The sequence below is a fragment of the Miniimonas sp. S16 genome, assembly GCF_057748195.1.
The window spans coordinates 3,436,718-3,463,646 of the sequence record NZ_CM173242.1; the positions used below are offsets into that span (position 1 = coordinate 3,436,718).

22 protein-coding genes and 1 pseudogene are annotated in these 26,929 nt (G+C 74.5%); 19 read left to right on the top strand and 4 right to left on the bottom strand.

The annotated features are described in order from the left end of the window. Positions 1–42 precede the first annotated feature (42 nt). A complete protein-coding gene (gene lexA / locus AC3AQ1_RS15145) occupies positions 43–798 on the bottom strand; it encodes a transcriptional repressor LexA (RefSeq protein WP_108719674.1) in 756 nt (251 codons plus the stop codon). 236 nt (positions 799–1,034) lie between these two features. Between lexA and AC3AQ1_RS15150 the strand changes: the two genes are divergently transcribed. The 3 genes and pseudogenes from AC3AQ1_RS15150 to AC3AQ1_RS15160 all read left to right on the top strand — a co-directional run bounded on the left by AC3AQ1_RS15150 (position 1,035) and on the right by AC3AQ1_RS15160 (position 2,778). Then, complete coding sequence (locus AC3AQ1_RS15150; protein ID WP_159096591.1) at positions 1,035–1,427, top strand: LysM peptidoglycan-binding domain-containing protein; 393 nt, start codon at positions 1,035–1,037, stop codon at positions 1,425–1,427. 267 nt (positions 1,428–1,694) lie between these two features. Next, positions 1,695–2,165 (top strand): annotated as a pseudogene (gene nrdR / locus AC3AQ1_RS15155) (transcriptional regulator NrdR); the annotation flags it as partial. Positions 2,166–2,589: 424 nt separating this feature from the next. Further along, positions 2,590–2,778, top strand: a complete 189-nt coding sequence (locus AC3AQ1_RS15160) for a DUF5302 domain-containing protein (protein WP_108719677.1) — start codon at positions 2,590–2,592, stop codon at positions 2,776–2,778. Between the two features lie 159 nt (positions 2,779–2,937). On the opposite strand, the gene serA is transcribed toward AC3AQ1_RS15160, so the two are convergent. After that, entirely contained in the window at positions 2,938–4,140 is a 1,203-nt protein-coding gene (gene serA / locus AC3AQ1_RS15165) for a phosphoglycerate dehydrogenase (protein ID WP_108719678.1), read from the bottom strand. A gap of 86 nt (positions 4,141–4,226) precedes the next feature. Continuing rightward, positions 4,227–6,554, bottom strand: coding sequence for a HelD family protein (locus tag AC3AQ1_RS15170; RefSeq protein ID WP_234417553.1), 2,328 nt, complete (start codon positions 6,552–6,554; stop codon positions 4,227–4,229). 207 nt (positions 6,555–6,761) lie between these two features. On the opposite strand from AC3AQ1_RS15170, the gene AC3AQ1_RS15175 reads away from it, so the two are divergent. Together AC3AQ1_RS15175 and AC3AQ1_RS15180 are read left to right on the top strand one after the other, a co-directional pair. Then, the gene (locus tag AC3AQ1_RS15175) at positions 6,762–7,949 is read left to right on the top strand and encodes a proteasome assembly chaperone family protein (protein WP_234417554.1); all 1,188 of its coding nucleotides are present in this window, start codon (positions 6,762–6,764) and stop codon (positions 7,947–7,949) included. A gap of 230 nt (positions 7,950–8,179) precedes the next feature. Next, a complete protein-coding gene (locus AC3AQ1_RS15180) occupies positions 8,180–8,383 on the top strand; it encodes a cold-shock protein (RefSeq protein ID WP_098468506.1) in 204 nt (67 codons plus the stop codon). A gap of 51 nt (positions 8,384–8,434) precedes the next feature. Here AC3AQ1_RS15180 and AC3AQ1_RS15185 read toward each other — a convergent pair whose 3' ends face one another. Further along, positions 8,435–9,286, bottom strand: coding sequence for a spermidine synthase (locus AC3AQ1_RS15185; protein ID WP_108719679.1), 852 nt, complete (start codon positions 9,284–9,286; stop codon positions 8,435–8,437). Between the two features lie 98 nt (positions 9,287–9,384). On the opposite strand from AC3AQ1_RS15185, the gene AC3AQ1_RS15190 reads away from it, so the two are divergent. From AC3AQ1_RS15190 to AC3AQ1_RS15255, 14 genes are all read left to right on the top strand, one after another. Further along, the gene (locus AC3AQ1_RS15190; RefSeq protein WP_108719680.1) at positions 9,385–9,903 is read left to right on the top strand and encodes a DinB family protein; all 519 of its coding nucleotides are present in this window, start codon (positions 9,385–9,387) and stop codon (positions 9,901–9,903) included. A gap of 117 nt (positions 9,904–10,020) precedes the next feature. Continuing rightward, positions 10,021–11,394, top strand: a complete 1,374-nt coding sequence (gene dinB, locus AC3AQ1_RS15195; RefSeq protein ID WP_234417555.1) for a DNA polymerase IV — start codon at positions 10,021–10,023, stop codon at positions 11,392–11,394. A gap of 29 nt (positions 11,395–11,423) precedes the next feature. Beyond that, positions 11,424–11,810 carry a DUF3040 domain-containing protein gene (locus AC3AQ1_RS15200; RefSeq protein ID WP_108719681.1) on the top strand — a complete coding sequence of 129 codons (387 nt, stop codon included), beginning with the start codon at positions 11,424–11,426 and terminating at the stop codon, positions 11,808–11,810. A gap of 564 nt (positions 11,811–12,374) precedes the next feature. Beyond that, the gene (gene mraZ / locus AC3AQ1_RS15205) at positions 12,375–12,803 is read left to right on the top strand and encodes a division/cell wall cluster transcriptional repressor MraZ (RefSeq protein ID WP_108719682.1); all 429 of its coding nucleotides are present in this window, start codon (positions 12,375–12,377) and stop codon (positions 12,801–12,803) included. Positions 12,804–13,014: 211 nt separating this feature from the next. Then, positions 13,015–14,073, top strand: coding sequence for a 16S rRNA (cytosine(1402)-N(4))-methyltransferase RsmH (rsmH, locus tag AC3AQ1_RS15210; protein WP_108719683.1), 1,059 nt, complete (start codon positions 13,015–13,017; stop codon positions 14,071–14,073). Then, positions 14,070–14,483, top strand: coding sequence for a cell division protein FtsL (gene ftsL / locus AC3AQ1_RS15215; protein WP_108719684.1), 414 nt, complete (start codon positions 14,070–14,072; stop codon positions 14,481–14,483). The genes rsmH and ftsL overlap by 4 nt, the downstream gene beginning before the upstream one ends. Before the next feature lie 551 nt (positions 14,484–15,034). After that, positions 15,035–16,798 (top strand): peptidoglycan D,D-transpeptidase FtsI family protein, encoded by a 1,764-nt coding sequence (locus tag AC3AQ1_RS15220; RefSeq protein WP_159096592.1) that lies wholly within the window; start codon positions 15,035–15,037, stop codon positions 16,796–16,798. 11 nt (positions 16,799–16,809) lie between these two features. Then, positions 16,810–18,612, top strand: coding sequence for a Mur ligase family protein (locus tag AC3AQ1_RS15225; RefSeq protein ID WP_234417556.1), 1,803 nt, complete (start codon positions 16,810–16,812; stop codon positions 18,610–18,612). Next, positions 18,609–20,147 (top strand): UDP-N-acetylmuramoyl-tripeptide--D-alanyl-D-alanine ligase, encoded by a 1,539-nt coding sequence (locus AC3AQ1_RS15230; protein ID WP_108719686.1) that lies wholly within the window; start codon positions 18,609–18,611, stop codon positions 20,145–20,147. Before AC3AQ1_RS15225 ends, AC3AQ1_RS15230 begins: the two co-directional genes overlap by 4 nt. Beyond that, positions 20,144–21,241 carry a phospho-N-acetylmuramoyl-pentapeptide-transferase gene (gene mraY, locus AC3AQ1_RS15235; RefSeq protein WP_108719687.1) on the top strand — a complete coding sequence of 366 codons (1,098 nt, stop codon included), beginning with the start codon at positions 20,144–20,146 and terminating at the stop codon, positions 21,239–21,241. Before AC3AQ1_RS15230 ends, mraY begins: the two co-directional genes overlap by 4 nt. Next, positions 21,238–22,794, top strand: coding sequence for a UDP-N-acetylmuramoyl-L-alanine--D-glutamate ligase (gene murD, locus AC3AQ1_RS15240; protein ID WP_108719688.1), 1,557 nt, complete (start codon positions 21,238–21,240; stop codon positions 22,792–22,794). The genes mraY and murD overlap by 4 nt, the downstream gene beginning before the upstream one ends. Beyond that, entirely contained in the window at positions 22,791–24,119 is a 1,329-nt protein-coding gene (locus AC3AQ1_RS15245) for an FtsW/RodA/SpoVE family cell cycle protein (protein ID WP_234417557.1), read from the top strand. The genes murD and AC3AQ1_RS15245 overlap by 4 nt, the downstream gene beginning before the upstream one ends. Continuing rightward, positions 24,116–25,255 (top strand): undecaprenyldiphospho-muramoylpentapeptide beta-N-acetylglucosaminyltransferase, encoded by a 1,140-nt coding sequence (gene murG / locus AC3AQ1_RS15250; RefSeq protein ID WP_108719689.1) that lies wholly within the window; start codon positions 24,116–24,118, stop codon positions 25,253–25,255. Before AC3AQ1_RS15245 ends, murG begins: the two co-directional genes overlap by 4 nt. Further along, positions 25,248–26,798 (top strand): UDP-N-acetylmuramate--L-alanine ligase, encoded by a 1,551-nt coding sequence (locus tag AC3AQ1_RS15255; protein ID WP_234417558.1) that lies wholly within the window; start codon positions 25,248–25,250, stop codon positions 26,796–26,798. Before murG ends, AC3AQ1_RS15255 begins: the two co-directional genes overlap by 8 nt. The last annotated feature ends 131 nt before the right edge of the window (positions 26,799–26,929 follow it).

Here is a 26,929-nt window from a genome sequence, read left to right on the forward strand (position 1 = left end):
CCGGGTCCGTTCGGGCCCGACCCCCGAGGCTCGCGCGGCGCCTCAGAGCCGACGAAGCACCGCGACGACGCGGCCGAGGATCTCCGCGTCGCGTCCGTCGATGGGGGAGTAGAGCGGGTTCGCGGGCAGGAGCCAGAGGGCGTCCGGGGTGCGTCGCAGCGTCTTCACGGTGGCCTCGCCGTCGATCATCGCGGCAACGATCTCGCCGTTCTCGGCGACGTTCTGACGACGGACGACGACCCAGTCGCCGTCGCAGATCGCGGCTTCGATCATCGACTCCCCGACGACCTGGAGCAGGAACAGCTCACCGTCGCCGACGATCCGGCGCGGCAGGGCGAACACGTCCTCGACGGTCTGCTCGGCGAGGATCGGCCCACCCGCCGCGATCCGGCCCACCACCGGGACGTACGACGTCTGTGCGTCGGTGGGCTCGGGCAGGACGACCTGTGCCGGAAGCGCGCCGGGCGCCGGCGGACGCAGCGGACCGGACGTCTGACGCCGGTCCTCGTACGCGGCCGCCTCGGCGTCGGCCCGAGGCGTGCGCCCCGGCACCGCGGAGATCACCGGAGCCTCGGCGACCACCTCGATAGCACGGGGGCGGTGCGGGTCGCGCCGCAGGTAGCCCTTCTCCTCCAGCTGCTGGAGCTGGTGCTTCACGCTGGAGGGTGACGTGAGCCCGACCTCCAGCCCGATCTCTCGCATGCTCGGCGGGTAGCCCCGCTCCTGCACGCTGCGTCGGATCACCTCGAGCACCGCGCGCTGACGCACGGTGAGCACGCGGGGGTCCCTCACGGTCATCGGTTCTCTCCCTCCACGCCCCCTGGGGGTGCGTCCCGGCCGATCCCCTGACGGCTCCGGCAGCGGTGCCCGGGGGGATGTCAGTGGTCGGTGATGTGCTCTGCGTGGAACAAGCGTACGACGAGACCGCACGAAATGTCCGACATCTGTTCGAACCGGTGTGTCGACATCTCCGAGGTCGTGCCGTACGCTCTCGAACAGACGTTCGCCGCACAGGCGTTCGAGGGGAGAAACCGATGAGCACGATCGTGTACCCGGCAGCGCAGCAGACCCGCTCCGTGACGGCTCGGCATGCGTCGAGCACCGTCCGCGCAGCGGACGGGAGCACCGCGGGGAGCCACCGGATGAGGCTCACGCGACGCGGGCGCCTCGTCCTGACGGTCCTGGCGACGCTGCTCACGCTCGGCACCGCGTCGTTCGCGGTGCAGGCCGTGGCCGACCAGCCCTGGCAGCCCGACCCCTCCGTGGTCGTCGTGGTGGCCCCCGGCGAGACGCTGTGGAGCATCGCCACCGGCATCGCGGGGGACCGCGACGTGCGGGAGGTCGTCGCCGACATCCAGAACCTCAACGGCATGGCGAGCAGCGACCTGGTCGCGGGTCAGGAGCTCCGGCTGCCCTCCGGCAGCTGACGCGGCTGACGCCTGCCGAGGTCGCGCGCCGGCCGGCGGTGCCCGAGGCGTCGGCGCCGGGGTCGTCGCCGGGTGTGCACCGGCGGCAGGGACGCACCGGCGGCAGGGACGCACCGGCGGCGGCGTGGACGGGCGGCTGCCATGGCCTGGAGCGACTCGCCTCGGGCTGAGCATGGTCCGGCGGGCGCTTCGAGGTCGGCCCGGGTCTGCGTGCGAGGATGGGGGCCCGTGCCCCGCCGAGGGGTCTGCCGACCAGACGGAGACGTCGTGCACTGCCCGTACTGCCGCCACACCGACTCCCGCGTCATCGACTCGCGCACGAGTGACGACGGTTCATCGATCCGCAGACGCCGCCAGTGCCCCCAGTGCGGTCGCCGGTTCTCCACGGTGGAGACCACGAGCCTCTCGGTCGTGAAGCGGTCCGGCGTCGTCGAGCCGTTCAGTCGCGACAAGGTCGTCTCGGGGGTGCGCAAGGCGTGCCAGGGCCGGCCCGTCAGCGACGACAGCCTGGCGGTCCTCGCGCAGCGCGTCGAGGAGGCGGTGCGTGCGACCGGCACGGCCGAGGTCGATGCTCACGACGTGGGCCTCGCGATCCTCGGACCGCTCCGCGAGCTCGACGAGGTCGCGTACCTCCGGTTCGCCTCCGTCTACCAGGACTTCAGCTCGCTCGCCGACTTCGAGAGCGCCATCGCCGCGTTGCGCGCCGAGCGCGCGGGCCGCCCCGGTACGGCCGAGGAGCTCGTGCAGGCGGGTGCCTCTGCAGCGCTCGGTGACCTCGGTGCGGACAGCCGGCGGGAGCGCGACGGCGAACGCGCGGTCGACGGCGACGCGGTCGACGGCGCCGAGCCGGCCATCGGCGAGACCGTCACCTCTCGGGGCTGACGGTCGGTCGGCGAACGGTGGCCGGTCGGTCGGCGGACGGCGCATGGTCGGTCGGCGAACGGTGGCCGGTCGGTCGGCGAAGCGGACGGTCGCCCCGTGAGTGCCCTGGGCGCGCGGCCACCCACGGCGTTCCCGCACACCAGGACGCCGCCCCGCCGCCCCGGCCGTGCCGGGCGCGCCCGGCAATGGCCTGGCCCACGGGCGCGTTGTCGGGAATGCTGGACGTCAGCGCACCGTGCGCTGCACCGAATGGCGCCACCGGCGCGGAGAGGAGTCGTCGATGACCACCCCCGACAAGGAGGCCGCCGCCGTGCCGGAGGACGTGAAGGCCAAGTTCCGCGAGGCGCTCGAGGCCAAGAAGGCCGGGCAGCACGCCGCCGGCGCCAAGGGCCACGGCCACGACGCGCTCGAGGGGCACGCGAACGACGGCGGGCACGGCCACAAGGTCTTCCGCCGCAAGTCCGGCTGAGCGGTCGACGTGAGAACGGGGACGGGCGGCTCCGAGCCGCCCGTCCCCGTTCTCGTTCTCACGCGCTCCCTCGCCGCGAGCAGGCGGGTGGGAGCGCGGCGGGCGTGCCGGAGGACCGGAGCGCCTGCTCGTGCGCAGCCCGCCGAGACGGATCTCGGATCAGGCGTCGAGGACGCGCGCCCGGATCGTCGTCGACTCCTTCGAGATCGTCTCGACGACGCCCTCGGGGAGCGTGCCGAAGACATCGGTGACGGCGTAGCCGAACTGCCCCCAGGTGCCGAGCACCTGGTACTCCACGTTCGCACCGTGCTGGGAGAGGACCTCGTTGAGCTGGGCCATCACGCCCGGCACGTTCTGGTGCAGCAGCGTCACGCGCTGCGACCCCTCCCGCGGGCGGTCGAGCACCAGACCCGGCACGTTCACCGAGAGGTACGTGGCGCCCAGCTCCTGGTAGTCGCGCAGCTTGCCGGCCACGAACTGGCCGATGTCGTGCTGGGCCTCCTCGGTGGAGCCGCCGACGTGCGGGGTGAGGATCACGTTCGGCAGGCCGCGCAGGTCGCTCTCGAACGCCTCGCCCTGCGCCTTCGGCTCGGTCGGGAAGACGTCGACCGCCGCGCCCGCGAGCGACCCGTCCTCGATCCGCGCGCGCAGCGCGGCATAGTCCACGAGGAACCCGCGGGAAAGGTTGAGGAAGAGCGCACCCGGGCGCATCGACGCGAACTGCGCCGCGCCGAACATGCCGGCGTTGCCGGGTCGTCCGTCCACGTGGAGCGTCACGACGTCGGACTCCTCGAGCAGGGCGTCGAGCGAGGGCATCCGGTGGGCGTTGCCCAGCGCGAGCTTCTCGGCCGTGTCGTAGAACACGACGCGCATGCCGAGCGCCTCGGCGACCACCGACAGCTGCGTGCCGATGTTGCCGTAGCCGACGATTCCGAGGGTGCGGCCGCGCACCTCGTGGGCGCCGCTCGCGGACTTGTTCCAGGTGCCCTTGTGGAGCGCCGAGTTCTGCACGGTGAGTCGTCGGCTCAGGGCGATGATCTCGCCGAGCACGAGCTCGACGACCGAGCGGGTGTTGGAGAACGGCGCGTTGAAGACCGCGACGCCGCGCTGGGCCGCCGCGGCGAGCTCGATCTGGTTGGTCCCGATGCAGAAGGCTCCGACCGCGTCCAGGTGCGACGCCGCGAGGACCGCGTCGGTCACCTGGGTCTTGGAACGGATCCCGAGCAGCGACACGCCGTCGAGGGCCTCGATGAGCTCGGACTCGTCGAGGGCTCCCTTGAGCGAGGTGACGTCGTAGCCGGACTCCTCGAGGAGGGTCGTGGCGAGCGGGTGGATGTTCTCGAGTAGCAGAGCGCGGGGCACGGGACCATTCTCGCGCGGCCTCCGCGGCGTCCCAAATCGGTCCGGCAGGTGGGCGCGGTCGCAGTCGCGCGGGAGAGGGGGACGCCTCAGGCGCTCTCGGGCAGACCGTCCGCCGCGCTCTCGGGCAGACCGTCACGCGCGGCGTCACGCAGGCCGTCACGCACGCCGTCACCCGCGCCGTCGGGCAGCCCCTCGGGCAGGTCGCCCACGAGGGTCAGCCGCCGCGTGGCCCGCGTCATCGCGACGTACGCGTCGCCGCGACTCATCCGTGCGACGTCGAGCGCCACCACGGTGTCGAACTCCAGGCCCTTGACCTCGACGGGGTCCAGCACCACGAGCGGCTGGGTGAGGTCGATCCGCGGCGCGCCGAGCCGGGCGCGCAGCGCCGGGACCGCCGCGGTCGGCGCGACCACGCACGTCGTGCCGCCGAGTGCGCGGGAGTCGGCCACGGCCGTCGCCAGGTCGTCGCTGCGCTGCAGCGCGCCCTCGACGTCGCGCGCCGACACGACGGGTGCGACGTCGACGTCGAGCCCCTCGCGGGCGACGGCGGCGCGCAGCACCTCGGTCGCGGCGTCCATGACGGACGCGGGCGTGCGGTAGTTGATCGTCAGCTCCGCCAGGCGCCACCCGCGGTCGAGCCGGTCGAACACGTCCCGCCACCGCGTCGTTCCCGCTGCCGACGAGGTCTGCCCGGTGTCTCCCACCACCGTGAAGGACCGGCTCGGGCAGCGCCGCAGCAGGCTGCGCCACGCCATCGGGGACAGCTCCTGCGCCTCGTCGACGACGATGTGGCCGTAGGTCCAGCCCCGGTCGGCAGCCGCACGCTCTGCGGTGGTCCGCGCCGGGCCGGACTCGGCCATCCGGGACGCGAGCATCTCGGCCGTCACCTCGGGCAGACCCTCGCCGGAGCCGCCCAGGGACCGCAGCGTCGCCCGCGCGTACGCGAGCTCGTCGCGGGCCTGCGCCGCCGCAGCCAGCTGGGCGCGCTGGCGCTCGGGGTCGATCCGCTCGCCGATGAGCTCGGCGGCCTCGTCCAGGAGGGGGATGTCGGCCTCGGTCCACGGAGCGTCGGGGTCGCGGCGCAGCAGTGCGCGGTCGCGCGCGGCGAGCCCGGGGGCCACCTCCGCGAGCCGGTGCGGCTTCGCCCAGAGATCGCGCAGCAGCCCCTCGGGGCTCAGCGGCATCCACGCGAGGTTGAGCGCGACGCGGACGTCGCGGTGGGCGCGCAGGTCCTCCGACACCTCGGCGAGGTCGCTGCCACCGAGGTCGGCGCCGATCGCCTCGGCGTACTGCCGCGCCAGGACCTGGAGCATCTGCCGGACGAACACGACGCGCGCGGCGTTGTGCGGCTGGTGGGCGCGGCGGGCACGCGCGCGCGCCGCCGCCACGTCGTCCGGGCGGATCTCCAGCTCGACCGAGCCCAGCCGGAAGCGGGTCACCTCGGCCGGCACGCGCTGACGCGCCGCCACGGCGCGCTGGATCACGCCCGCCATCGCGGTGCGGCCCTTGACGCGCGCGACGGCCGGCTCCTCCACCGCCGTCGCGGTGACGTCGGGGAGCAGGGTCGCGATCGTGGTGGGCACGACGCCCGTCTCGCCGAGCGCGGGGAGCACGCGCTCGATGTACCGCAGGAACGCGTCGGACGGCCCGACAAGCAGCACGCCCGAGCGCGCCAGGCGCTCACGGTGGGCGTAGAGGAGGTAGGCGGCGCGGTGCAGCGCGACGGCGGTCTTCCCCGTGCCGGGGCCGCCCTGGACCACGAGCACGCCCTCGACGTCGGACCGGATGATCTCGTCCTGCTCGGCCTGGATCGTGGCGACGATGTCGTGCATCCGCCCGGTGCGGTGCTCGCCGAGCGCCGCGAGCAGCGCGCCCTCGCCGGCGAGCGTCGCGCGGGAGTCCTCGTCCAGTGCGTCGGCGTCGAGCACGTCGTCCTCGATGCCCACGACGGCGCGGTCCCGGGTGGAGAGGTGACGTCGCCGCACGACGCCGCCGGGGTTCGCGGCGGTGGCCTGGTAGAAGGGACGCGCGGCCGGGGCGCGCCAGTCCGTGAGCACGGGGGAGTGGAACTCGTCGGAGATCCCGATACGCCCGACGTAGCGCGTCCCGCCGGGCGGCGTGCCGTCCTCGCGAGCGGCGGGCTCGGCGTCGGGGCGCAGGTCGATGCGGCCGAAGACCAGCTTCTGCTCCACCGCGTCGTACGTCGCGAGGCGCTCGGAGTAGAGCGTGGCGAACGAGTCGCGCTCGGAGCGCGCCTGGTGGGTCCCGCTGGAGCCGTCACCGCGCACGCGCTCCAGGTGCGCCCGCGCGTTCTCCCGCAGGTCGTCCAGGCGCGCGTACACGCCGTCGACCACCGTCTGCTCGTGGCGCAGCTGGGCGGCGAGAAGCGCGTCGTCGGATCCTGCTGCGTCCACCCAGCCTCCTGCTCGCGTCTCGACCGGCCGTCCATTATGGCGCACGCAGCTCGGCCGGTCGTGCGCGGGCCGGCACAGGGTGGGGCGCGGCGGCGGGAATGCGGGGGGCGACGGGGCTGTTGTCGTCCCTGGAAGGCCACGGGGGTGGCCGCGCGGACGAGGTCCGCGCCGACGGACGAGCAAGAACGAGAACGCACGGGAGGCGACATGGATCCCTCGGCACTGTTCCACTGGGACCTCGCCGATCACCCACCGCTCGGGGTGCCGAGCGGGCGAGGCGACGGCGATCAGGGGCGCGACGAGACCACCGGACGCGGCAGCGCGAGCGACGAGAGCGCCGCCGCACCCGACCTCGGAGCCAGTGCCTCGCCGTCGGGCACGCCCGAGGCGGCCACGCTCGACGAGACCGTGCCGGGAGAGGGCGCCGCGCGACCCGCGTCCGGCGGCGCCGAGGCACTGCATCCCGACGACGTGACGAGCGCGCCCTGGCTGCCGCGTGCCGTCGCCGAGATCGACGTGCCCGTGCTCGTGCACGCGCTGCGCGGCTCGATGGACGCCGGCCACGCCGGCGCGCTCGTGGTCTCGCACCTGCTCGCCACGCACGCGTCCGAGCGCGTGGCGACCTTCGACGTCGACGAGCTGCTCGACTACCGCTCGCGCCGCCCGCCGATGACGTTCGAGAAGACCAGCTTCACCGAGTACTCCGACCCCGAGCTCGCGCTCGACTACCTGGCCACGGACCAGGGCGGCGTCCTCCTGCTGCACGGCGTGGAGCCGGACCTGCGGTGGGAGAAGTTCGCCAGCGCGGTGCGCGAGATCGTCGAGCGCCTCGGCGTGCGGACCACGGTAGGCGTGCACGGCATCCCCATGGGCGTCCCGCACACCCGCCCGATCGCGGTCACCTCGCACGGCACGCGCGAGGGCCTCGTGGACGTAGACGGCTCGGTGTTCGGGACGGTCCAGGTCCCCGGCAGCGCCTCGTCGCTGCTGGAGTACCGCCTCGGTGCCTGGGGTCACGACGCGATGGGCTTCGCCGTCCACGTCCCGCACTACCTCGCGCAGGCCGAGTACCCGGCCGCAGCAGTCGAGCTGGTCCGACGGGTGGGTCGGGTCACCGGCGCGCACCTCGACGTCACGGCGCTCGAGCGCGCCGCCGCCGAGGTGGCCTCGGAGGTCGACCGGCAGATCGCGGAGTCGCCCGAGGTGGCGGCCGTGGTCCAGGCGCTGGAGAACCAGTACGACGCCTACCAGGAGGCCGCCGGTCGGAGCCTGCTTGCGAGCGAGGAGGTACCGACGGCCGACGAGCTCGCGGCGCAGTTCGAGGCGTTCCTCGCCGAGCAGGGCTCGGTCGAGGACGGCCGGCCCGACGAGGCCGGCGACGGCGAGCGCGCCTGACGCTCGACGCGTCGCGCGCGCTCACCCTCCCCGGCCCGCACCGGAACGCCCGGAGCGAACACGCCGACCTCGCAGCCGCTGCTTCTGGCGCACCGGCGCCCCGCTCTGACACACTAGGAGCCGTTGCACCAGCTTCTCTAATGTCTGATGTTCTTCGAGCACGGCGTGGGGATCACTGCAGCACCGGGCGCCCGGCACAGGGTCGGGTGCCACTCCCCGGAAGGACACGCATGGCACAGGGAACCGTCAAGTGGTTCAACGCTGAGAAGGGCTACGGGTTCATCGCCCAGGACGGCGGCGGCGCCGACGTCTTCGTGCACTACTCGGCCATTCAGTCGGACGGCTACCGCTCGCTCGAGGAGGCTCAGCGCGTGGAGTTCGAGATCACGCAGGGCCCGAAGGGTCCGCAGGCCGAGAGCGTTCGCCCGCTCTGACCCGCACCTCCGCGTGGCCCGCACCCCTCGGGGTGCGGGCCACGCGCCGTCTCACCCGGCGTTCTCCGTCGCCCAGCCGGGGGCGACCTCCACGTCCCGCAGCGGCGCCGACGTCCCGACGAAGTCGTCGAGCTCGCGCCCGGTCACGAGCCGCACCGGCGCCGGCAGCCCCAGCAGCTCCCGCGCCAGGCCAGCGTCCGGCGGGGTGTCACCCGCGATCACCACGAGATTGCCGAACCGGCGCGCCTTGAGGATCGGCGGCTCGACGGCGAGCGCCACGTGCGCGAACACCTCCCGGGCCGTGGCCACTTCTCGCCGTGCGATCGGCAGCGGCGGGCTGTCCACCAGGTTCCCGAGGTAGCGCCCGCCCGGCCGCAGGATCGCCGCGAGCTGCTCGAGGAACTCCACGGTCGTGAGGTGGGAGGGCACGCGCGCGCCCGCGAACGCGTCGCGCACGACGGCGTCCCACGAGTCCGGCTGCAGGCTCGCCACCGCGGCACGCGCCTCGGCCGTGCGGATGCGCAGGCGAGGGGCGCGCGGCAGGTCGAACCAGTCCCGCGAGAGGCGGGCGAGCTCGCCGTCGAGCTCGACGACGAGCTGGCTGGTGTGCGGCGCCTGGTGGTGGATCGCGCGCGCGAAGGCGCACGCGGCACCGCCGAGGTGGAGCACGCGTGCGGTCGACGAGGGCTCGAGCAGGTCGGCCATCGCGAGGCGCATCTGCTGCATGTACTCGAACTCGAGGTGCCCCGGGTCCGCGAGGTCGATGTAGGAGGACTCGACGCCGTTGACGTAGACCATGACCGCCGTCGGCCGGTCCGGGTCGGGCTCCAGCTCCACCGTCCCGGTGTCGATCAGGACCACTCCGTCGGGAAGATCTCCTGGCAGGGAACGACGGCGCGCCATCGGGCGATCCTAGTGCGCGAGGACGGCACGCCGCTGGGCCGGCGGCGGGCTGGCCGCGGACCGATGACGCGGAGACGTGCCTGCACCAGACTCACAACATGAGCCTCGAGCCGGACACCAAGGACTGGACGTGGGTGCTGCGCGAGCGGTGCCCGGAGTGCGGCCTCGCCGCGGGCGAGGTGGCCCCGGCGGAGATCGGCTTGCTCGTGCGTGCGAGCCTGCCGCGCTGGACGGCCGCACTTGCCCGCCCGGACGCGTCGGTGCGGCGCTCGCCGCAGCGCTGGTCCGACCTCGAGTACGCCTGTCACGTGCGCGACGTGTTCCGCGTCTTCGACGAACGCCTCGCGCAGATGCTCGCGACGGACGGCGCGGCGTTCGCGAACTGGGACCAGGACGCCACGGCGCTCGAGCAGGACTACGCCGGGCAGGACCCTCGTGCGGTGGCCACGGAGCTGACGGAGGCGGGGGAGCGGGTGGCCGCCCGGTTCGACGCGGTCACCGAGGCAGACCACGCGCGCCGCGGGATCCGCTCGAACGGCTCGGAGTTCACCGTCGTGACGCTCGGGCAGTACTTCTGGCACGACGTGCACCACCACCTGCGCGACGTCGGAGCGTGAGTCGTCCAGCGGTCCAGCGGTCCAGCCGTCCGGCGGTCTCGCGGTCCGGCGACCGGGTGATCCAGCGCGGTGAGTCGCAGCGTCCCGCGTCGAACGAGCGTTCGATAGGCTGAGGTCGTGGACGAGCGTGGTGGGCCCTGGCGGTGGGGGGAGGACGACTCCGGCACTCCGATCCTGCACGTCGACATGGACGCGTTCTTCGCCTCGGTGGAGGTGGCCGCCCGCCCCGGGCTGCGCGGCCGCGCCATGGTGGTCGGCGGCCGTGAGCGCGGGGTCGTGCTCGCGGCGACCTACGAGGCGCGTGCGTTCGGCATCCGCTCGGGCATGCCGATGGCGACGGCGATCGCCCGGCTCCCGTCGGTGATCGTCGTCCCGCCGGACCACGAGTCCTACCGCCGCGTCTCCCGCCAGGTCATGGCGGTGCTGGCCGAGATCACCCCGCAGCTGCAGCAGGTGTCCGTCGACGAGGCCTTCCTCGACGTCAGCGGCGCGCGTCGACGGCTGGGCTCGCCGGCACGGATCGGCACGCTCGTGCGTGAGCGCGTGCGCCGCGAGGTCGGGCTCCCGATCTCCGTCGGCATCGCGTCGACGATGTTCGTCGCCAAGGTCGCCTCCACGCGCGCCAAGCCCGACGGCATGCTCCTCGTGCCCGAGCACGCGACGGTCGACTTCCTCCACGCGCTTCCGGTCGCCGCGCTGTGGGGTGTGGGGGAGTCGACGGCGAGCCGGCTCGCCGACCTCGGGATCCGGACCGTGGCCGAGCTGGCGACGGCGCCACGGTCCTCCCTCGCGGCCCGGCTGGGGCCGGCTGCCGCGCATCGGCTGCACGACCTGGCGTGGGGTCGCGACCCGCGCGTCGTGACCCCCGAACGCACCGAGCGCTCGGTCTCGGCCGAGCACACGTTCCCCGTCGACGTCACCGACCGGGCCGAGCTCGCCCGCACGGCGCTCGCGCAGACCCACACGTGCGCGCGGCGTCTGCGTGAGGCGGGGATGCTCGCCCGCGGCGTGACGCTCAAGGTCCGTCTCGCGGACTTCACGACGCTGACGCGGTCGCGCCGGCTCGACGTCCCGACCGATGTCGCGGCCGCGCTGCACGGCACGGTGCGTGCGCTGCTGGCCGCGGTCGACGTCCCGGCGACGGGGGTGCGCCTCATCGGCGTCCGCGCCGACGACCTCGTCGTCGCCGCGGGGACACCGGTGCAGGCAACGCTCGGCGACGACGGCGACGACAGGCGCGCGCTGGAGGTCGCGGTCGACGCCGTCGATCGGCGGTTCGGCGGCGGCGCCGCCGTCGCGGCCTCGCTGCTGCAGGCGCCGCCCGTCCCGGCGACCCAGCCGACGCCGTCGGACCCCGCCGTCGGCGCACGCGAGCCGGTCCCGGACCGTTCGCGAGGAGATCGGACCGGCCGTCGCGCGGACGAACCCGGGCCGAGGAGTGGACTGCGGAGGGACTCGACTACCGCCACCCCGAAACCGCGCATATCCTAGGACCCTGACGGTTGTTCGAGGAGGACGCCATGCCCCTGTCGGAGTACGAGCAGCGTGTTCTGGCGCAGATGGAGCGTCAGCTCAGCTCTGACGACCCGAAGCTCGCCCAGACGTTCAAGGGCGGCGGGGTCCGTCGTCGAACCTCGTCCGTCATTCTCGGTGTCGTCGTGGTCGCGGCCGGCCTGGCCATGCTCATCGGCGGCGTCTCGCAGCAGCTGACCTGGCTCGGGCTCCTGGGGTTCCTCGCGATGTTCGGTGGTGTGCTGCTCGCGCTCTCGCGGGGCTCCTCGGCGTCGCGGCCGGGAGACGCGGGCGGAGCAGCCGGCGTGGCGGCTGCCAAGGCGCCCCGGAAGAAGTCCTCGTTCATGAACCGGCTCGACGAGCGGTGGGACAAGCGGCGCGACCAGCGCGGCTGACCCGGACCGGGGGCGGCGTGGCCGCCCCGCTCGTGACGCCGCCGACCCGGCACCCCGAGCGCCGCCCCGCTCTCCTCCTGTTCGAACCACGCCCCCGATCGGTGCGCGACGACGCGTGCCACGGGGGCGTCGTGCTGTCCGGCGCGCGCTGAGTCGCGCGAGTCGACGGCGCCGTTCCACATCGCTCCCCGGGACGCCTCCACGTCGCTCCCCGGGGCGCCTCCACGTCGCTCCCCGGGGCGCCGCGCTGAGCCGCCTGATCGGCCGCCGGCGCGTGCGTGAGCGCTTCATTCCCCCGTGTTTTCGCGGTTCCAGGGGCTTCGAGCCCACGGGCGCCCAGCGCCGGCGCAACAGCGGCCTCTCGGGAAGGCGCCACCGAGCGGCCACGGGAGGCAGGGCGACGCACGTGTCACTCCACCTCGCTCCACCGGTTCTGACCTGCGACAACGAAAGACACGTAGCGCGAGGAGGGCCACGGACGTGGCCGAGGTGGAGGGTTGTGGAGTAATGTGGAGCCCAGCGGGGCACGGCGGCGCTCCGGAGGGACAGGGGAGGTGAGGCACCGTGCTCATCGGGACCTTCACGCCCCGGCTCGACGAGAAGGGCCGCCTGATCCTCCCGGCCAAGTTCCGCGAGGAGCTCGCCGGCGGGCTCGTCATGACCCGAGGGCACGAGAAGTGCCTGTTCGTGTTTCCGATGGCGGAGTTCGTGACGCTCCACAACACACTCCGCGCCGCGCCGCTCACGTCCCGCGAGGCCCGCGACTTCAACCGCGTCCTGCTCTCCGGCGCGCACGACGAGATCCCCGACAAGCAGGGCCGCGTCACGATCCCGGCCACGCTGCGCCAGTGGGCCGGGCTCGAGCGAGAGCTCGCCGTCGTCGGCACCGGCAACAAGCTCGAGGTCTGGGACTCCGCGGCCTGGGAGGCCTACCTCACCGTCGCGTCCGCGGCGTTCGACGACGCCGCGGGGGAGGTGGTGCCCGGGTTCTGACACGTCGCTGTCGTGCGAGGTCTCCCGCCGACGCCCCTGACGCACTTCCCCGGCGCCAGGTGCGCCCTCGGAGGGAGTCCTGGTCCGACAGCACACCGCAGCACGACCCCACACCGCCACCTACATCCCACCCACATCCCACGCACCGCCGCCCCGACCGCCCACAGCCCGCTCGTCCGCCCGAGCAATCGCCGAGACCCGAGGAGGTGACATGACCCAGCACGACCAGCCGCCGCTCGACCCGATCGAGCAGCCGGATCCGCAGCCCGAACGGCGCGCCGACGACCTCCACGTGCCGGTCCTCCTCCAGCGGTGCGTCGACCTCCTGGCCCCCGCGCTCACCGAGCCGGGGTCCGTGCTCGTCGACGGCACGCTCGGCATGGGCGGTCACGCCGAGGCCCTGCTGAGCCAGTGCCCGCAGACGCGCGTGGTCGGGATCGACCGGGACCCCCAGGCGCTCGCGCTCGCCGCGGCACGCCTGGCACGGTTCGGCGAGCGGTTCGCCCCCGTGCACGCGACCTATGACGAGATCGACGACGTCGTGGAGGCGCAGGTCGGACGGCCGGTGCAGGGCGTCCTCCTCGACCTCGGCGTCTCCTCGCTCCAGCTGGACGACGCCGACCGGGGCTTCTCCTACTCCCGGCCGGCACCCCTCGACATGCGGATGGACTCCAGCAGGGGTGAGACCGCGGCGGAGCTGCTCGCCGAGGCCGACGAGCGCGAGCTCACGCGGATCCTGCGGGTCTACGGCGAGGAGCGGTTCGCTCAGAGGATTGCGGGGACGATCGTCCGCGAGCGTGCCGAGCGCCCCCTCACCACCTCGACCGAGCTCGCCGATCTCGTCCGTCGCGCCGTCCCGCGGGCCGCCCAGCAGGGTGGCGGCCACCCGGCCAAGCGAACGTTCCAGGCACTGCGCATCGCGGTGAACCGCGAGCTGGAGATCCTGCAGGACGCGATCCCGCGCGCGGTGGAGGTGCTCGCCGTCGGCGGTCGGATCGTCGTGGAGTCCTACCACTCGCTCGAGGACCGCATCGTCAAGCGCGAGCTGGCCCGTGGCGCGAGCTCGAGCGCGCCGCGCGAGTGGCCGGTCGAGCCCGAGACCCACCGGCCCTACCTCGAGCTGCTGATCCGCGGCGCGGAGAAGGCCGACGACGTCGAGACCGCGCACAACCCCAGGTCCGCGTCCGTGCGTCTGCGCGCCGCGGTCCGCACGCGTCCCACCCCCGACCACATGCGCGAGCAGCGCACCGGCAGCAGGAGATCGGCATGAGCGTCGCACCCGCACGGATCGGCACGGCCCGCTCCTACGCCCCCCGGCGCACCGCGGTGGCCGCGCCGTCGCCGCGCGCGCGCCTGCGTATCGTCCCGAACGCTGCGCCGGACGCCACGCGCGCGCCGTTCTTCGCGCTGTGCGCCGCGATCCTCGTCGCGGCCCTGCTCGGCGCGCTCGCGCTGAACACCTCGATGGCCGCGACCTCCTACACGCTGCGCGACCGGGCGAGCACGCTCGCGTCGCTGGAGGAGCAGCGCGAGACGCTCGCCACCGACCTGGAGAACACCACCTCGCCGGCGCAGGTCACGCTGCGCGCTCAGCAGCTGGGGCTCGTGCCGAGCGACGGCGTCACCTACGTGCGCCTGTCGGACCACACCCTGATCGGCGGCCAGGGCGCGGGCAAGTGACGCGTCCGGGTCCGGGCCGTGCAGAGCGCGTGACGGCGTCGTCGATGTCGCAGGCGCGGGCGCAGTCGCCCGGCGTGTCGGCGCCTGGCGCGCGGGGCGGCCGGGCAGCATCGGGGCACATGACGGGGGCACAGCAGGCCGCACGCGCAGCGGGTGCTGCCCGCTCGACCGTCCCCGCCCCGCGGACCGCCCGTGCGGCGTCGCCCCGCGCGACGGCGAGCGCGACGCCCCGCACGACGTCCGGCACCGCGTCCCGGGAGGGCGCCGCACGCCAGACCACCGCACGCCAGACCACCGCACGCACAACCACGCGGCAGCCGACGCGACAGGGCGCACCCGCGAAGGGTGCGCCGCGCCCGCACACCGGCGCGCCCCGGCAGGCCAACCGGTCCCGGGCGGGCGCTCCGCGTGCCACGCCGGTGCGGCCCCGCCGCGGTGCCGGTTCGGGCGCCGGCGGTCCAGGGTCGGGTGGTCGGGGTGGGTCCGGCGGTTCCGGCGGGGGCGGCGCGGCGTCGATCCGCGTCGGAAGCTCGCAGCGCCGGCAGAAGGTGATGCTCGCCGTCGTGCTGGTGCTGCTGCTCATGTTCGCGGGCCGCCTCGTCCAGGTCCAGGTGATCGACGGCGCCGCGCTCGCGGAGCAGGCGCGCAGCCAGCGCGAGCGCACCTACACGGTGCACGCCTCGCGCGGGGAGATCGTCGACGCCGACGGGTTCGTGCTCGCGACCTCGGTGGTGCGCTACGACGTCGTCGTGGACCAGCGGCAGGTGCCCGCGTACGTCCGCTACGGCGAGGACAACTCGACCGTCGAGGGGCGTGGCGCGAGCGCGGCCGCTGCGGCGCTCGCGCCGCTGCTCGGCGTGAGCGAGCACGAGCTGGGGGCCACGCTCACCGGCACCGCGGGGTACAAGGTCATCGCGACGGACGTCACGCCCGAGGTGCGCCAGCAGGTCATGGACCTCGGCATCAACGGCCTGACCACCGAGCAGAAGACCAAGCGCGTGTACCCCGGGGGCAGCACAGCCGGCAGCATCGTCGGCTGGGTGAACGACACCGACGGCGACGGCACGCTGCAGGGTGCGGCGGGCCTGGAGTCCCGCTTCGACGACGTGCTGACCGGCACCAACGGCAGCCGCACGGTCGAGATCGGGGTCGGCGGCACCGTCATCCCCGGGGCCGCGCAGACCGTCGTGGCGGCGCGGGACGGCGAGACCGTGCACACCACTCTCGACCTCGACCTCCAGCAGCAGTGCCAGCAGGTCATCGACGCCAAGAAGACAGAGACCGGCGCCGAGTGGGCGGCGGCCACCGTGGTCGACGTCAAGACCGGCGAGGTCCTCGCGCTGTGCGAGTCGGACATGATCGACCCCAACGCGCCCACCGGCTTCGGCAAGATCAACGCGGTGCAGAGCCCCTACGAGCCCGGCTCGACGGGCAAGATCCTCACGGTCGCCGCGGCGATGGAGGAGGGGCTCATCAGCCCGACGTCGGACTTCGACGTGCCCTACCACTACACGACGCCGAACGGCCAGGTGTTCAAGGACCACACCGAGCACCCTGACGAGCGGCTCACGGTCGCGGGCATCCTCGCGGACTCCTCCAACACCGGCACGATCCAGATCGGATCGCTCATGTCGGACGCGACCCGCGCGAAGTACATGCAGGCGTTCGGCTGGGACGAGCCGAGCGGGGTGGAGCTCGCGGGGGAGAGCGGCGGCTACAACCTCGACCCCGACGGGTGGGACGGCCGCACCAAGTACGCGAGCATGTTCGGCCAGGGCGTGGCCGTGGACCTGCTGCAGAACGTCAACGTCATCGCGACCCTCGGCAACGGCGGCGTGCGCAACCAGCTGCACCTCGTCTCCGGCTTCACCGACTCCAGCGGGACCTTCACACCCCAGACGGTGGCGGACCCGGTGCGCGTGGTGAGCCCCGAGACGGCCGACCAGATGCTCCTCATGCTCGAGAGCGTGACCTCGGCCGACGGCGCCACGGGCAACCGCGCCGCCATCGACGGCTACCGGGTGGCGGGCAAGACGGGGACGGCGCAGGTGGCGAACACCACGGACGGCCGGCTCACCGACTCGGCCGCGTCGTTCGTGGGCGTCGTGCCCGCCGACGACCCCCAGATCGCCGTCGGCGTCATCATCTACCGGCCGCAGCACGGGTTCTTCGGCGGCACGATCGCGGCCCCGGTGTTCCACGACATCGCGTCGTTCGCCCTCTCCACGCTCGGCATCCCGCCGACCGGCGTGACCGAGCCGCTGTACCCGCTGACCCCCGGCGGAGACATGAGCGTGCCCGGGTACGACGGGTAGATTGGCTCGACGTGACCGCACCCCTGGCGCAGCTGCGACCCACGCGCGTGCCGGCCGTTCCGCTGGCCGAGCTCGCTGCGGCGTACGCGCTCACCGTCGCCTCCGAGGGCGTCCCGGCATCTCCGGACGGCACGGCGGACGGGCTCGACGGCGTCCCTGACGACGCGCTCCACGGCACCGTCGGATCCTCCCGCGGCACGCTCGAAGCCGTGCTCGACGGCGTGCTCGTCACCGGCGTGACGGTCGCGAGCGACGAGGCCCGCGCGGGCGATCTGTTCGTCGCCGTGCCCGGTCTGCGCGCCCACGGCGCGCGCTTCGCGGCCGCCGCGGTCGCGGCCGGCGCCGTCGCCGTGGTGACCGACGAGGTCGGCGCCCGCGCGCTGCTCCGCGCGGCCGCCGGCGAGGCCGGCGACGCGACCGTCGACAGCGACGCGACCGTCGACAGCGCCACCGACGCGGTGCCGCAGGTGCCGCCGCTGCCGCGCGCCGTGCCCGTCCTGGTCGCCGCCGACCCCCGCGCCCTCGCCGGCGAGCTCGCCGACACCGTCTACGGCCGCCCCTCCGACGACCTCGTCACGGTCGCGGTGACCGGCACGAACGGGAAGACCACCACCGCCTACTTCGTCGACGCCGCGCTGCGCGCGCAGCACGGCTCGGTCGCGCTGCTCGGCACCGTCGAGGTGCGCCTGGGCGACGTCGCGATCGAGAGCCCCCGCACCACGCTCGAGGCTCCCGCGCTGCACGGTGTGCTCGCCGCGGCCCGCGAGCAGGGCGTCGCCGCGCTCGTCACGGAGGCGTCCTCGCAGGGCATCGCGCTGCACCGGCTCGCGGGGATGCGGTTCGACGTCGTCGTGTTCACGAACCTCCAGCGCGACCACCTCGACTACCACGGCACGATGGAGCGCTACTTCGCCGCGAAGGCGTCGATCTTCTCGCCCGAGCGCGCCGCGCGCGGCGTCGTGCTCGTCGACGACGAGTGGGGCCGGCGCCTGGCCGCCGCGTCGCCGATCCCCGTCGCGACCCTCGCCACCCACCCCGACGACGACTCCGCGGCCGCGACCGCCGCCGACTGGCGCGTCGTGTCGGCCGACATCGGGCTCGACGGTGTGGGGTCGGCCTTCGTGCTGCGCGGGCCCGACGGCACCGAGCACGTCGCGCACAGCCCCCTGCCCGGGCTCGTCAACGTCTCGAACGCGGCCGCCGCCGTCGTCGCCGCGCACGAGGCGGGCGTCCCGCTCGCCGTCGCGATCGACGCCGTCGCCGCGGCCACCGCGATCCCGGGGCGGATGGAGCGCGTCGTCGAGCGCGGCCAGGGCCACGCGCTGTGCATCGTGGACTACGCGCACACCCCGGACGCCCTGGTCTACGCGCTCGAGGCAGTGCGCCCCATCACACCCGGCCGGCTCGTCCTCGTGTTCGGCTCCGACGGCGACCGCGACCAGGGCAAGCGACCCATGCTCGGGGAGATCGCCGCGCGCCTGGCGGACGTGCTCGTCGTCACCGACGAGAACCCGCGCTCGGAGGACCCGGCCGCGATCCGCGCCGCGATCCTCGACGGCGTGCGCACCCTCCGCCCGGACCTCACCGACGTCGTCGAGATCACCACGTCGCGGGCCGACGCGCTGCGCCACGCCGTCGCCACGACCGGCGAGGGCGACACCGTCATCGTCACCGGCAAGGGGCACGAGCCGACCCAGGAGATCGCCGGCGTGTTCCACCGGTACAACGACCGCTTCGTCTACCTCGAGGCCGTCGGCGACCCGCGCTACCGCGACGGCCGCCCCCGCGAGGTGGCCGCCGGGGCGACCACGTGATCGCGCTGACCGCGGCGCAGGTCGCCGCGCTCGTGGGGGGCACCCTCACGCTGCCCGACGGCGTGGCCGCCGAGGACGTCGTCGTCACCTCGGTCGTGACCGACTCGCGCGAGGTGACGCCCGGCGCGCTGTTCGTCGCGATCGCGGGCGAGCACGTGGACGGGCACGACCACGCGGCGGGCGCCGTCGCGGCCGGCGCGAGCCTCGTGCTCACCGAGCGCTCCCTCGCCTCCTCCGACAGCGCGCCCGACACCGCGCCCGACGGCGAGCCCCTCCCGAGCGTGCAGGTCGCCGACTCGGTGCGGGCGCTCGGCGAGCTGGCCCGCGGCGTCCTCGCGCGCCTGCGCGAGCGCCCCGAGGGCGCCCCCCGCGTGCTCGCGATGACCGGCTCGGTCGGCAAGACGACGACGAAGGACCTGCTCGCGCAGGTGTTCGCGGCCGACGGGCCGACGGTCGCGCCGGTGCGCTCCTTCAACAACGAGGTCGGGCTCCCGGTGACCGTGCTGCGGTGCACCGAGGAGACCCGCACGCTCGTGCTCGAGATGGGCGCGGACGCACCCGGGAACATCGACTACCTCACCGCGATCGCGCCGCCGGACGTCGCCGCCGTGCTCGTCGTGGGCAGCGCGCACCTGGCCGGGATGGGCGGGATCGACGGTGTCGCCCACGAGAAGGCCGCCATCGTCCGCGGTCTGCGCCCCGGCGGCACCGCGGTGCTCAACGCCGACGACCCGCGCGTCGCGGCCATGGCGCAGCAGGCCTCGGGTGCGGTGCTCACGTTCGGGCGCAGCGCGGGCGCCGACGTGCGGGCGACCGACGTCACCGCGGGTGGCGCGCGCGCGTCGTTCACGCTGCACCACGACGGGCGGACCGCGCCGGTCACGCTGCGGCTGGTCGGCGAGCACCACGTGACGAACGCGCTCGCCGCCGCGGCGACGGCGATCGCCGCGGGCCTGTCGCTCGACGTCGTGGCGCGGCGGCTGTCGCAGGCGGACGCCGCGAGCCCGCACCGGATGGCCGTGACCGAGCTCGCCGACGGCGTGACGCTCGTGGACGACTCCTACAACGCCAACCCGGACTCGATGCGCGCCGCGCTCAAGGCGCTCGTCGCGATCGGCGCAGGCCGCCGGACCGTGGCCGTGCTGGGGGAGATGCTCGAGCTGGGCGAGGTTGCGCTCACCGAGCACGACGCCCTGGGCCGGCTCGCGGTGCGCCTGGACGTCTCGCGGCTGCTCGTCGTCGGTCGCGGTGCGCGCGCGATGTACACCGGGGCGCTGCTCGAGGGGTCCTTCGGCGAGGAGGCCGCGTTCGCCGAGGACGTCGAGGAGGCCCGCACCTGGCTGCGCCGCGAGGTGCTGCCCGGCGACGTCGTGCTCGTGAAGTCCTCGAACGGTGCGGGCCTGTACCGGCTGGCCGACGCCCTCGTCGCCGAGGGCTCGGTGCGCGGGTCGAGGGACGGCTCGGCGGCCGGTGCGGCCAGTGCGGACGATGCGCCGCACGCGGACCAGCGGGCGGACCAGCAGGTGGACGCATGATCCCCGTCATGGTCTCGGGCGGCGTCGCGCTCGCCGTCGCGCTGTTCGGCACGCCGCTGTTCATCCGTTTCCTCGTGCGCCGCCAGTACGGGCAGTTCATCCGTCAGGACGGCCCGACGGCGCACTACACCAAGCGCGGCACGCCCACCATGGGCGGGGTCGTCATCCTGGCCGCGACGCTGCTCGGCTACTTCGTGGCGAACTTCGTCTCGTTCCTGCGGACCGGATCGACGCCGAGCGTCTCGGGCCTGCTGCTGCTGTTCCTCATGGTGGGCCTGGGCATGGTGGGGTTCGCCGACGACTTCACGAAGATCTCCAAGCAGCGCTCCCTCGGCCTGTCCCCGATCGCCAAGATCCTCGGCCAGGGCGGCGTGGGCGTGGTGTTCGCGCTGCTCGCGCTGCAGCTGCCCAACTCCTTCGGTCAGACCCCCGCGTCCACCGGCATCTCGTTCATCCGCGACCTCAACCTCGACCTCGCGATGTGGGGGAGCGTGATCGGGCTGCTGCTGTTCGTGGTCTGGGCGAACTTCCTCGTCACGGCGTGGTCCAACGCGGTGAACCTCACGGACGGCCTGGACGGGCTGGCCACGGGCGTGAGCATCTTCGTCTTCGGCGCCTACGTGCTGGTCACGATGTGGCAGTTCAACCAGAGCTGCCAGCGCGTGCTGGCGGGACCGCGCTGCTACGACGTGCGCGACCCGCTCGACCTCGCGATCGTCACCGCGGCCATCGTCGGGGCGTGCGTGGGCTTCCTGTGGTGGAACGCGAGCCCCGCCAAGATCTTCATGGGCGACACGGGCTCGCTCGCCCTCGGCGGCGCCCTCGCCGGGCTGTCGATCCTCACCCGGACCGAGCTGCTCGCCGTCGTGATCGGCGGCATGTTCGTCGTCATCGTCGCCTCGAGCGTGATCCAGATCGGGTTCTTCAAGATCTCCGGCGGCAGACGCGTGTTCCGGATGGCACCGCTGCACCACCACTTCGAGCTCCTGGGCTGGGCCGAGATCACCATCGTCATCCGGTTCTGGCTCATCGCGGCGGTCTTCGCCGCGATCGGGGTGTCCATCTACTACGCCGAGTGGATCGCGTCCGCATGAGCGCCCCGATCGGCGACGTCGACGCCCGGCGTGGCGCGTTCCGCGGCGCGCGCGCCCTCGTCGTCGGGCTCGGCCTGACCGGCGAGGCCGCCGCCCGCACGCTCGCGGCGCTCGGCGCCGACGTCGTCGCGATCGACACCCGTCCCGACGTGGCCGCCCGGGCGGCGGCGTCGCTGACCGGCGTGCTCGTTCTCGAACCGGAACCGACGGCCGGCGGCCCCCACGGTGATCCTCAGGACGAGGCCGCCGATCGGTCCCGCGCGGCGTCCGCCCTCGTCGAGCGCGCTCTCGCGCTCGACCCGAGGCTCGCCGTCGTGTCTCCCGGCATCCCGCCGGCCTCACCGCTGATCGCGCTGCCGCGCGCCGCCGGTCTGGACGTGATGAGCGAGTTCGACCTCGCGTGGCTCGTCCGCGCCGACGACGCGCCGTGGCTCTTCGTCACGGGCACGAACGGCAAGACGACGACGGCGCAGATGACCTCCGCGCTGCTGCGCGCCGGCGGCCTGCACGCGCCACCGCTGGGCAACATGGGCGTCGCGGTGTCCACGGTTGCGCTGGAGGGGATCGCGGACGACGCCGGCGTGGTGCGCCCGCCGGAGGCCTGGCCCATCGAGATCGCGGCGCTGCAGCTCTACGACACCCACCGCGCCGAGCCGACGGCGAGCATCTGCCTCAACGTCGCCGAGGACCACCTCGACCACTTCGGCTCGATGGCCGCCTACCGCGCGGCCAAGGCGAGCGTGTACTCCCGGGTCCGGCTCGCGTGCGTCTACCCCACGTGGGAGGACGGGGCGCGCGCGATGGTCGAGGAGGCCGGGGTGCTCGAGGGGGCGCGCGCCGTCGGGCTCACGCTCGGCGTGCCCGGCCCGAGCGAGATCGGCGTGGTCGAGGACCTCGTCGTGGACCGCGCCTTCCACCCCCGACGCTGGACGGAGGCGCTCGCGCTCTTCACGCCCGACGACCTCGCCCACCTCGGCGGCGCCGCGGGCGTCCCGCCGCACGTGCTCACCAACGCGATGGCCGCGGCCGCGCTCGCCCGCGCGGGCGGCACCCCGGCCGAGGCGGTGGCGCCCGGCCTGCGCGGCTTCCGGCTCGACGCGCACCGCTCCGCGGTGGTCGCGCAGGCGGACGAGATCACCTGGATCAACGACTCCAAGGCCACCAACGCGCACGCCGCCGCGGCGGCGCTGCGGGCGATCCCGGCCGGCACCGTGGTGTGGCTGGCCGGCGGCGACGCCAAGGGCGCGGACCTCGAGGAGCTCATCGCGCAGTACGCGCCGGCGATGCGCGCCGTCGTGCTCCTGGGTGTGGACCGCTCGCCGTGGCTCGGCCCGCTTCGGCGACACGCGCCGCACCTCCCGGTGTTCGAGGTCCCCGACGGCGACGATGGCGAGGTGATGCGCGTCGCCGTGAGAGCAGCAAGGGACCACGCCCGCCCGGGGGACACCGTCCTGCTCGCGCCCGCCGGCGCCTCGTGGGACCAGTTCCGCAACTACGGTCACCGCGGCGACGCCTTCGCGGCGGCCGTCCGGGACCTGCTGGGCACCGCGTGACCACGCTCGACGGGCGGGCCACGGGCCGGCGCCGCGACGAGGTGCCGCGTGCCACGGCGGACCGGCCCGGCGCGGTGCGCCCGGTCACCGCCCCGCAGCCGGACACCCGGGCGTTCGCGTCCACGCGCGCCGCGGTCCGCTCGGCGTGGGACGCGCCGGTCACCTCCTACTACCTGATCGGCGTCACCACGCTCGTGCTCGTGGCGCTCGGTCTCGTGTTCGTGCTCTCGAGCTCCTCGATCTACTCGCTCAAGGACAGCTCGGGGCAGAACCCGCTGCTGCACTTCCTCGACCAGGTGCGGTTCGCCGCGATCGCGCTGCCGCTGGCCTTCGCGTTCTCCCGGATGCCCATCCGGGTGCTGCGCTGGCTCGCGTGGCCCGCCTTCGCGGGTGGCCTGCTCCTGCAGGGCCTGCTGTTCACGCCGCTCGCGTGCGGGACCGGCGGCAACATCGCCTGGGTCTGCGCCGGTCCGGTGACGATCCAGCCCAGCGAGTTCGTCAAGGTCAGCCTCGTGCTGTGGCTCGGCGCCGTGCTCGCGGCGAAGCAGCACCAGCTGGGCCGGCTGCGCCACGTGCTGCTGCCGATCGGCGGCGCCGCCCTGCTGCTCGCGCCCCAGATCTACGCCGGCGACCTCGGCACGATGCTCATCATGGGCGCGCTCGTGGCCGGGGCGCTGTGGGTCGCCGGCCTCCCGCTGCGCTATCTCGCCACGATGAGCGTGATGGCCGGCGCCGTGGTGGCATTCCTCGCCGTGCAGTACGAGACCCGCATGGCGCGGATCATGGCGGTGTTCGACCCGGACTCCCTCGACCCGCAGGGCCTCGGCCTGCAGACCCGGGTCGCGCTCGAGGCCCTGGGCACCGGTGGCATCTCCGGCGTCGGGCTCGGTGGCTCGCGGACGAAGTGGCTCTACCTGCCGGCCGCGCAGAACGACTTCATCATGGCGATCATCGGCGAGGAGCTCGGCCTCATGGGCACGCTGCTCATCCTCGTGCTGTTCGGCGTGCTCATGGTCGGCCTCACCCGCGTGGTGCTGCGCCACCCCGACCCGTTCGTGAAGATCGCCACCGGAGCGGTCGCCTCCTGGATCATCGTCCAGGCCCTCGTGAACATCTCGGTCACGATCGGCGGCCCGGTCATCGGCGTGCCGCTCCCGTTGGTCTCCGCCGGCGGCTCCTCGCTCATCGCGACGCTCATCGCGCTCGGCATCGTGCTCGCCTTCGCCCGCGACGAACCCGGCGCGCGCGAGGCGCTCGCCGCGCGCCGCGGCGTGGTGCGGCGCTCCTTCGGCGTGCTCGCGCGCGGCGGACGGAGCGGCCGATGACCGTGCGCCTCCTGCTCGCGGGCGGCGGCACGGCGGGGCACGTCAACCCGCTGCTCGCGCTCGCGGACGCCGTCCGGGACAGCGCCGTCGGTGCCGACGGTGCCGAGATCCTGGTCCTCGGCACCGCCGAGGGACTGGAGTCGCGCCTCGTGCCCGAGCGCGGCTACGAGCTTGCGACGATCCCCCGGGTGCCGTTCCCGCGCCGGCCCGACCCGGCGGCCGCGCGCTTCCCGCGCGACTTCGCCCGCGCCGTCGCGCAGGCCGAGCGCGCGATCGACGCGGTGGGCGCCGATGTCGTGGTGGGGTTCGGCGGGTACGTGGCGACGCCCGCGTACCGTGCGGCCGCGCGTCGCGGCGTCCCGGTCGTGATCCACGAGCAGAACGTGCGGGCCGGCCTGGCGAACCGGCTGGGCGCCCGCACCGCGGCGGCCGTCGCCCTGACGTTCGCCGAGACGCGGTTGCGCGCGCGCCGCGGCGAGACCACCCACGTGGGCCTGCCGATGCGCGCGGACGTGAGCGCTCTCGCCCGCAGGCCGGATGCCGGGCGCCAGGCGGCGCACGACGCCGCGGCGGCGCGGCTGGGCCTGGACCCGACCCGGCCCGTGCTCCTCGTCACCGGCGGCTCGCTCGGGGCGCAGCGGATCAACCTCGCGATGGCGGGCGCGGCCACCGACCTGACCGCCGCCGGCGTCCAGGTGCTGCACGCCGCGGGCCGCGGCAAGGTGGACAGCGTCGCGGCGGCCGCGGCCGCCGCGGGTGAGGACTACCACCTGGTGGAGTACCTCGACGACATGGCGAGCGCCTACGCCGCGGCCAGCCTCGTGCTCGGTCGGTCGGGAGCCGGCACCGTCTGCGAGCAGGCCGCCGTCGGGCTGCCCGGGGTGTACGTGCCGCTGCCGATCGGCAACGGCGAGCAGCGGCTCAACGTGCGCGCCCTGGAGGAGGCGGGCGGCGCCGTCGTGGTGGAGGACGCCGCGATGACGCCCGACGCCGTCCGGGCGATCGTGCTGCCGCTCCTGCTCGACGCCGAGCGCCGCGGCCGGATGGCCGCGGCCGCACGCGCCCACGGCGTGGCCGACGGCGCCGAGCGGCTGCGCGACCTCGTTCTGCGCACGAGGAGGGTGGCCCGTGGCTGAGCGCGCGTCGGACCGCACCACCGAGCACTGGCACTTCGTCGCGATCGGCGGGCACGGCATGAGCGTGCTCGCGGAGATCGCCCTCGCGAGCGGCCACGTCGTGACAGGCTCGGACCAGGTCGACGGCGAGGAGACTGCGCGACTGCGGGTTCGTGGCGCCCGGGTCTTCCTCGGGCACGCCGCCGAGCAGGTCGAGGGCGCAGACGTCGTCGTCGTCTCGACCGCGATCCCGGCCGACAACGTCGAGGTGGTCGCGGCGCACGGGCGCGGCATCGAGGTGATCCACCGGTCCGTGGCGATGGCGCGCCTGGCGCGCGGACGCGACTTCTACGCCGTGGCGGGCACGCACGGCAAGACGACGACGTCGGCGATGCTCGCCGTCGCGCTCGAGCTCGGTGCGGACGCCGACCCGGGCGCCGCGATCGGCGGGACGGTGCTGGACTGGGAGTCGGGCTCGCGCGTGGGCACCGGGCCGTTCGTGGCCGAGGCCGACGAGTCCGACGGGTCGTTCCTCAACTACGCCCCGCGGGTCGCGATCGTCACGAACGTCGAGGCCGACCACCTCGCGCACTACACCGGCGGCCTGCCGCAGATCCTCGCGGCGTTCGAGGACTTCGCGCGCCGCATCGTGCCCGGCGGGCTGCTCGTCGCGTGCAGCGACGACGCGGGCGCCCGGTCGGTGCTGCGCACCGCGGCGCGCGAGGGGATCCGCGTGCGGACCTACGGGCTCGCGACGGCCGCCCTCGCCGAGGCGCCGGCGGACCAGGGCACGACGGCGAACGACGGCTCGGGCGCGGACGTCGCCTCGGGCGATCTCGGCGGCCGGCTCGACGTCGAGCACGTCGCGATCGAGGACGTCACCCTCACCGGGGGGTCGGCGGCGGCGACGTTCGTGCTGCGCCGCGGCGGCGTCCCGATCCTCCCGCCCGTGCGCGTCGCGATCGCCTCGCCCGGGCTGCACACCGTGCTGGACGCGGCCGCGGCGTGGGCCGCGGCCCTCGAGGCGACCGACGGCTCACCCGACGCGGTGCGGCGCGTGGCGGACGCGCTGAGCGCCTTCCACGGGGCCGGGCGCCGGTTCGAGGTGGTCGGCGAGGCCGCGGGGGTGCGCGTCGTGGACGACTACGCGCACAACCCGCGCAAGGTCGAGAACGCGCTGCGGGCCGGTCGGCTCGCGGTCGGCGACGGGCGCCTCGTGGTGCTGTTCCAGCCCGCGCTGTTCACCCGCACGCGCGACTTCGCCGAGGAGTTCGCCGACGCGCTGGACCTGGCCGACGCCGTCGTCGTCACCGACATCTTCGGCTCGCGCGAGTCGCCGATCGAGGGTGTGACCTCCGCCCTCGTGACCGAGGCGGAGCCGCCCGCGCGCGCCGAGCGCGGCGCCACGCCGTACGAGCTCGTGCCGGACCGGTTCGCCGCCGCGCGGCGCGTCGCGGCGCTGGCGTGGGAGGGCGACGTCGTCATGACCGTGGGCTCCGGCGACGTCACCCTGCTCGCGCCGGTCGTGCTGACGGAGCTGCGCGCCCGTGAGGGGTCGGCATGAGGCCGCCGAGCGCGCCGCGGGCCGGGCGGCCGGGGGACGCAGGGCGCGTGCGTGGGGCAGGCGGGGGCGCCGACCCGCGCGCCGCCCACCGTGCCCGTCCAGGTGCTGGTGCAGGTGCAGGTGCTGGTGGT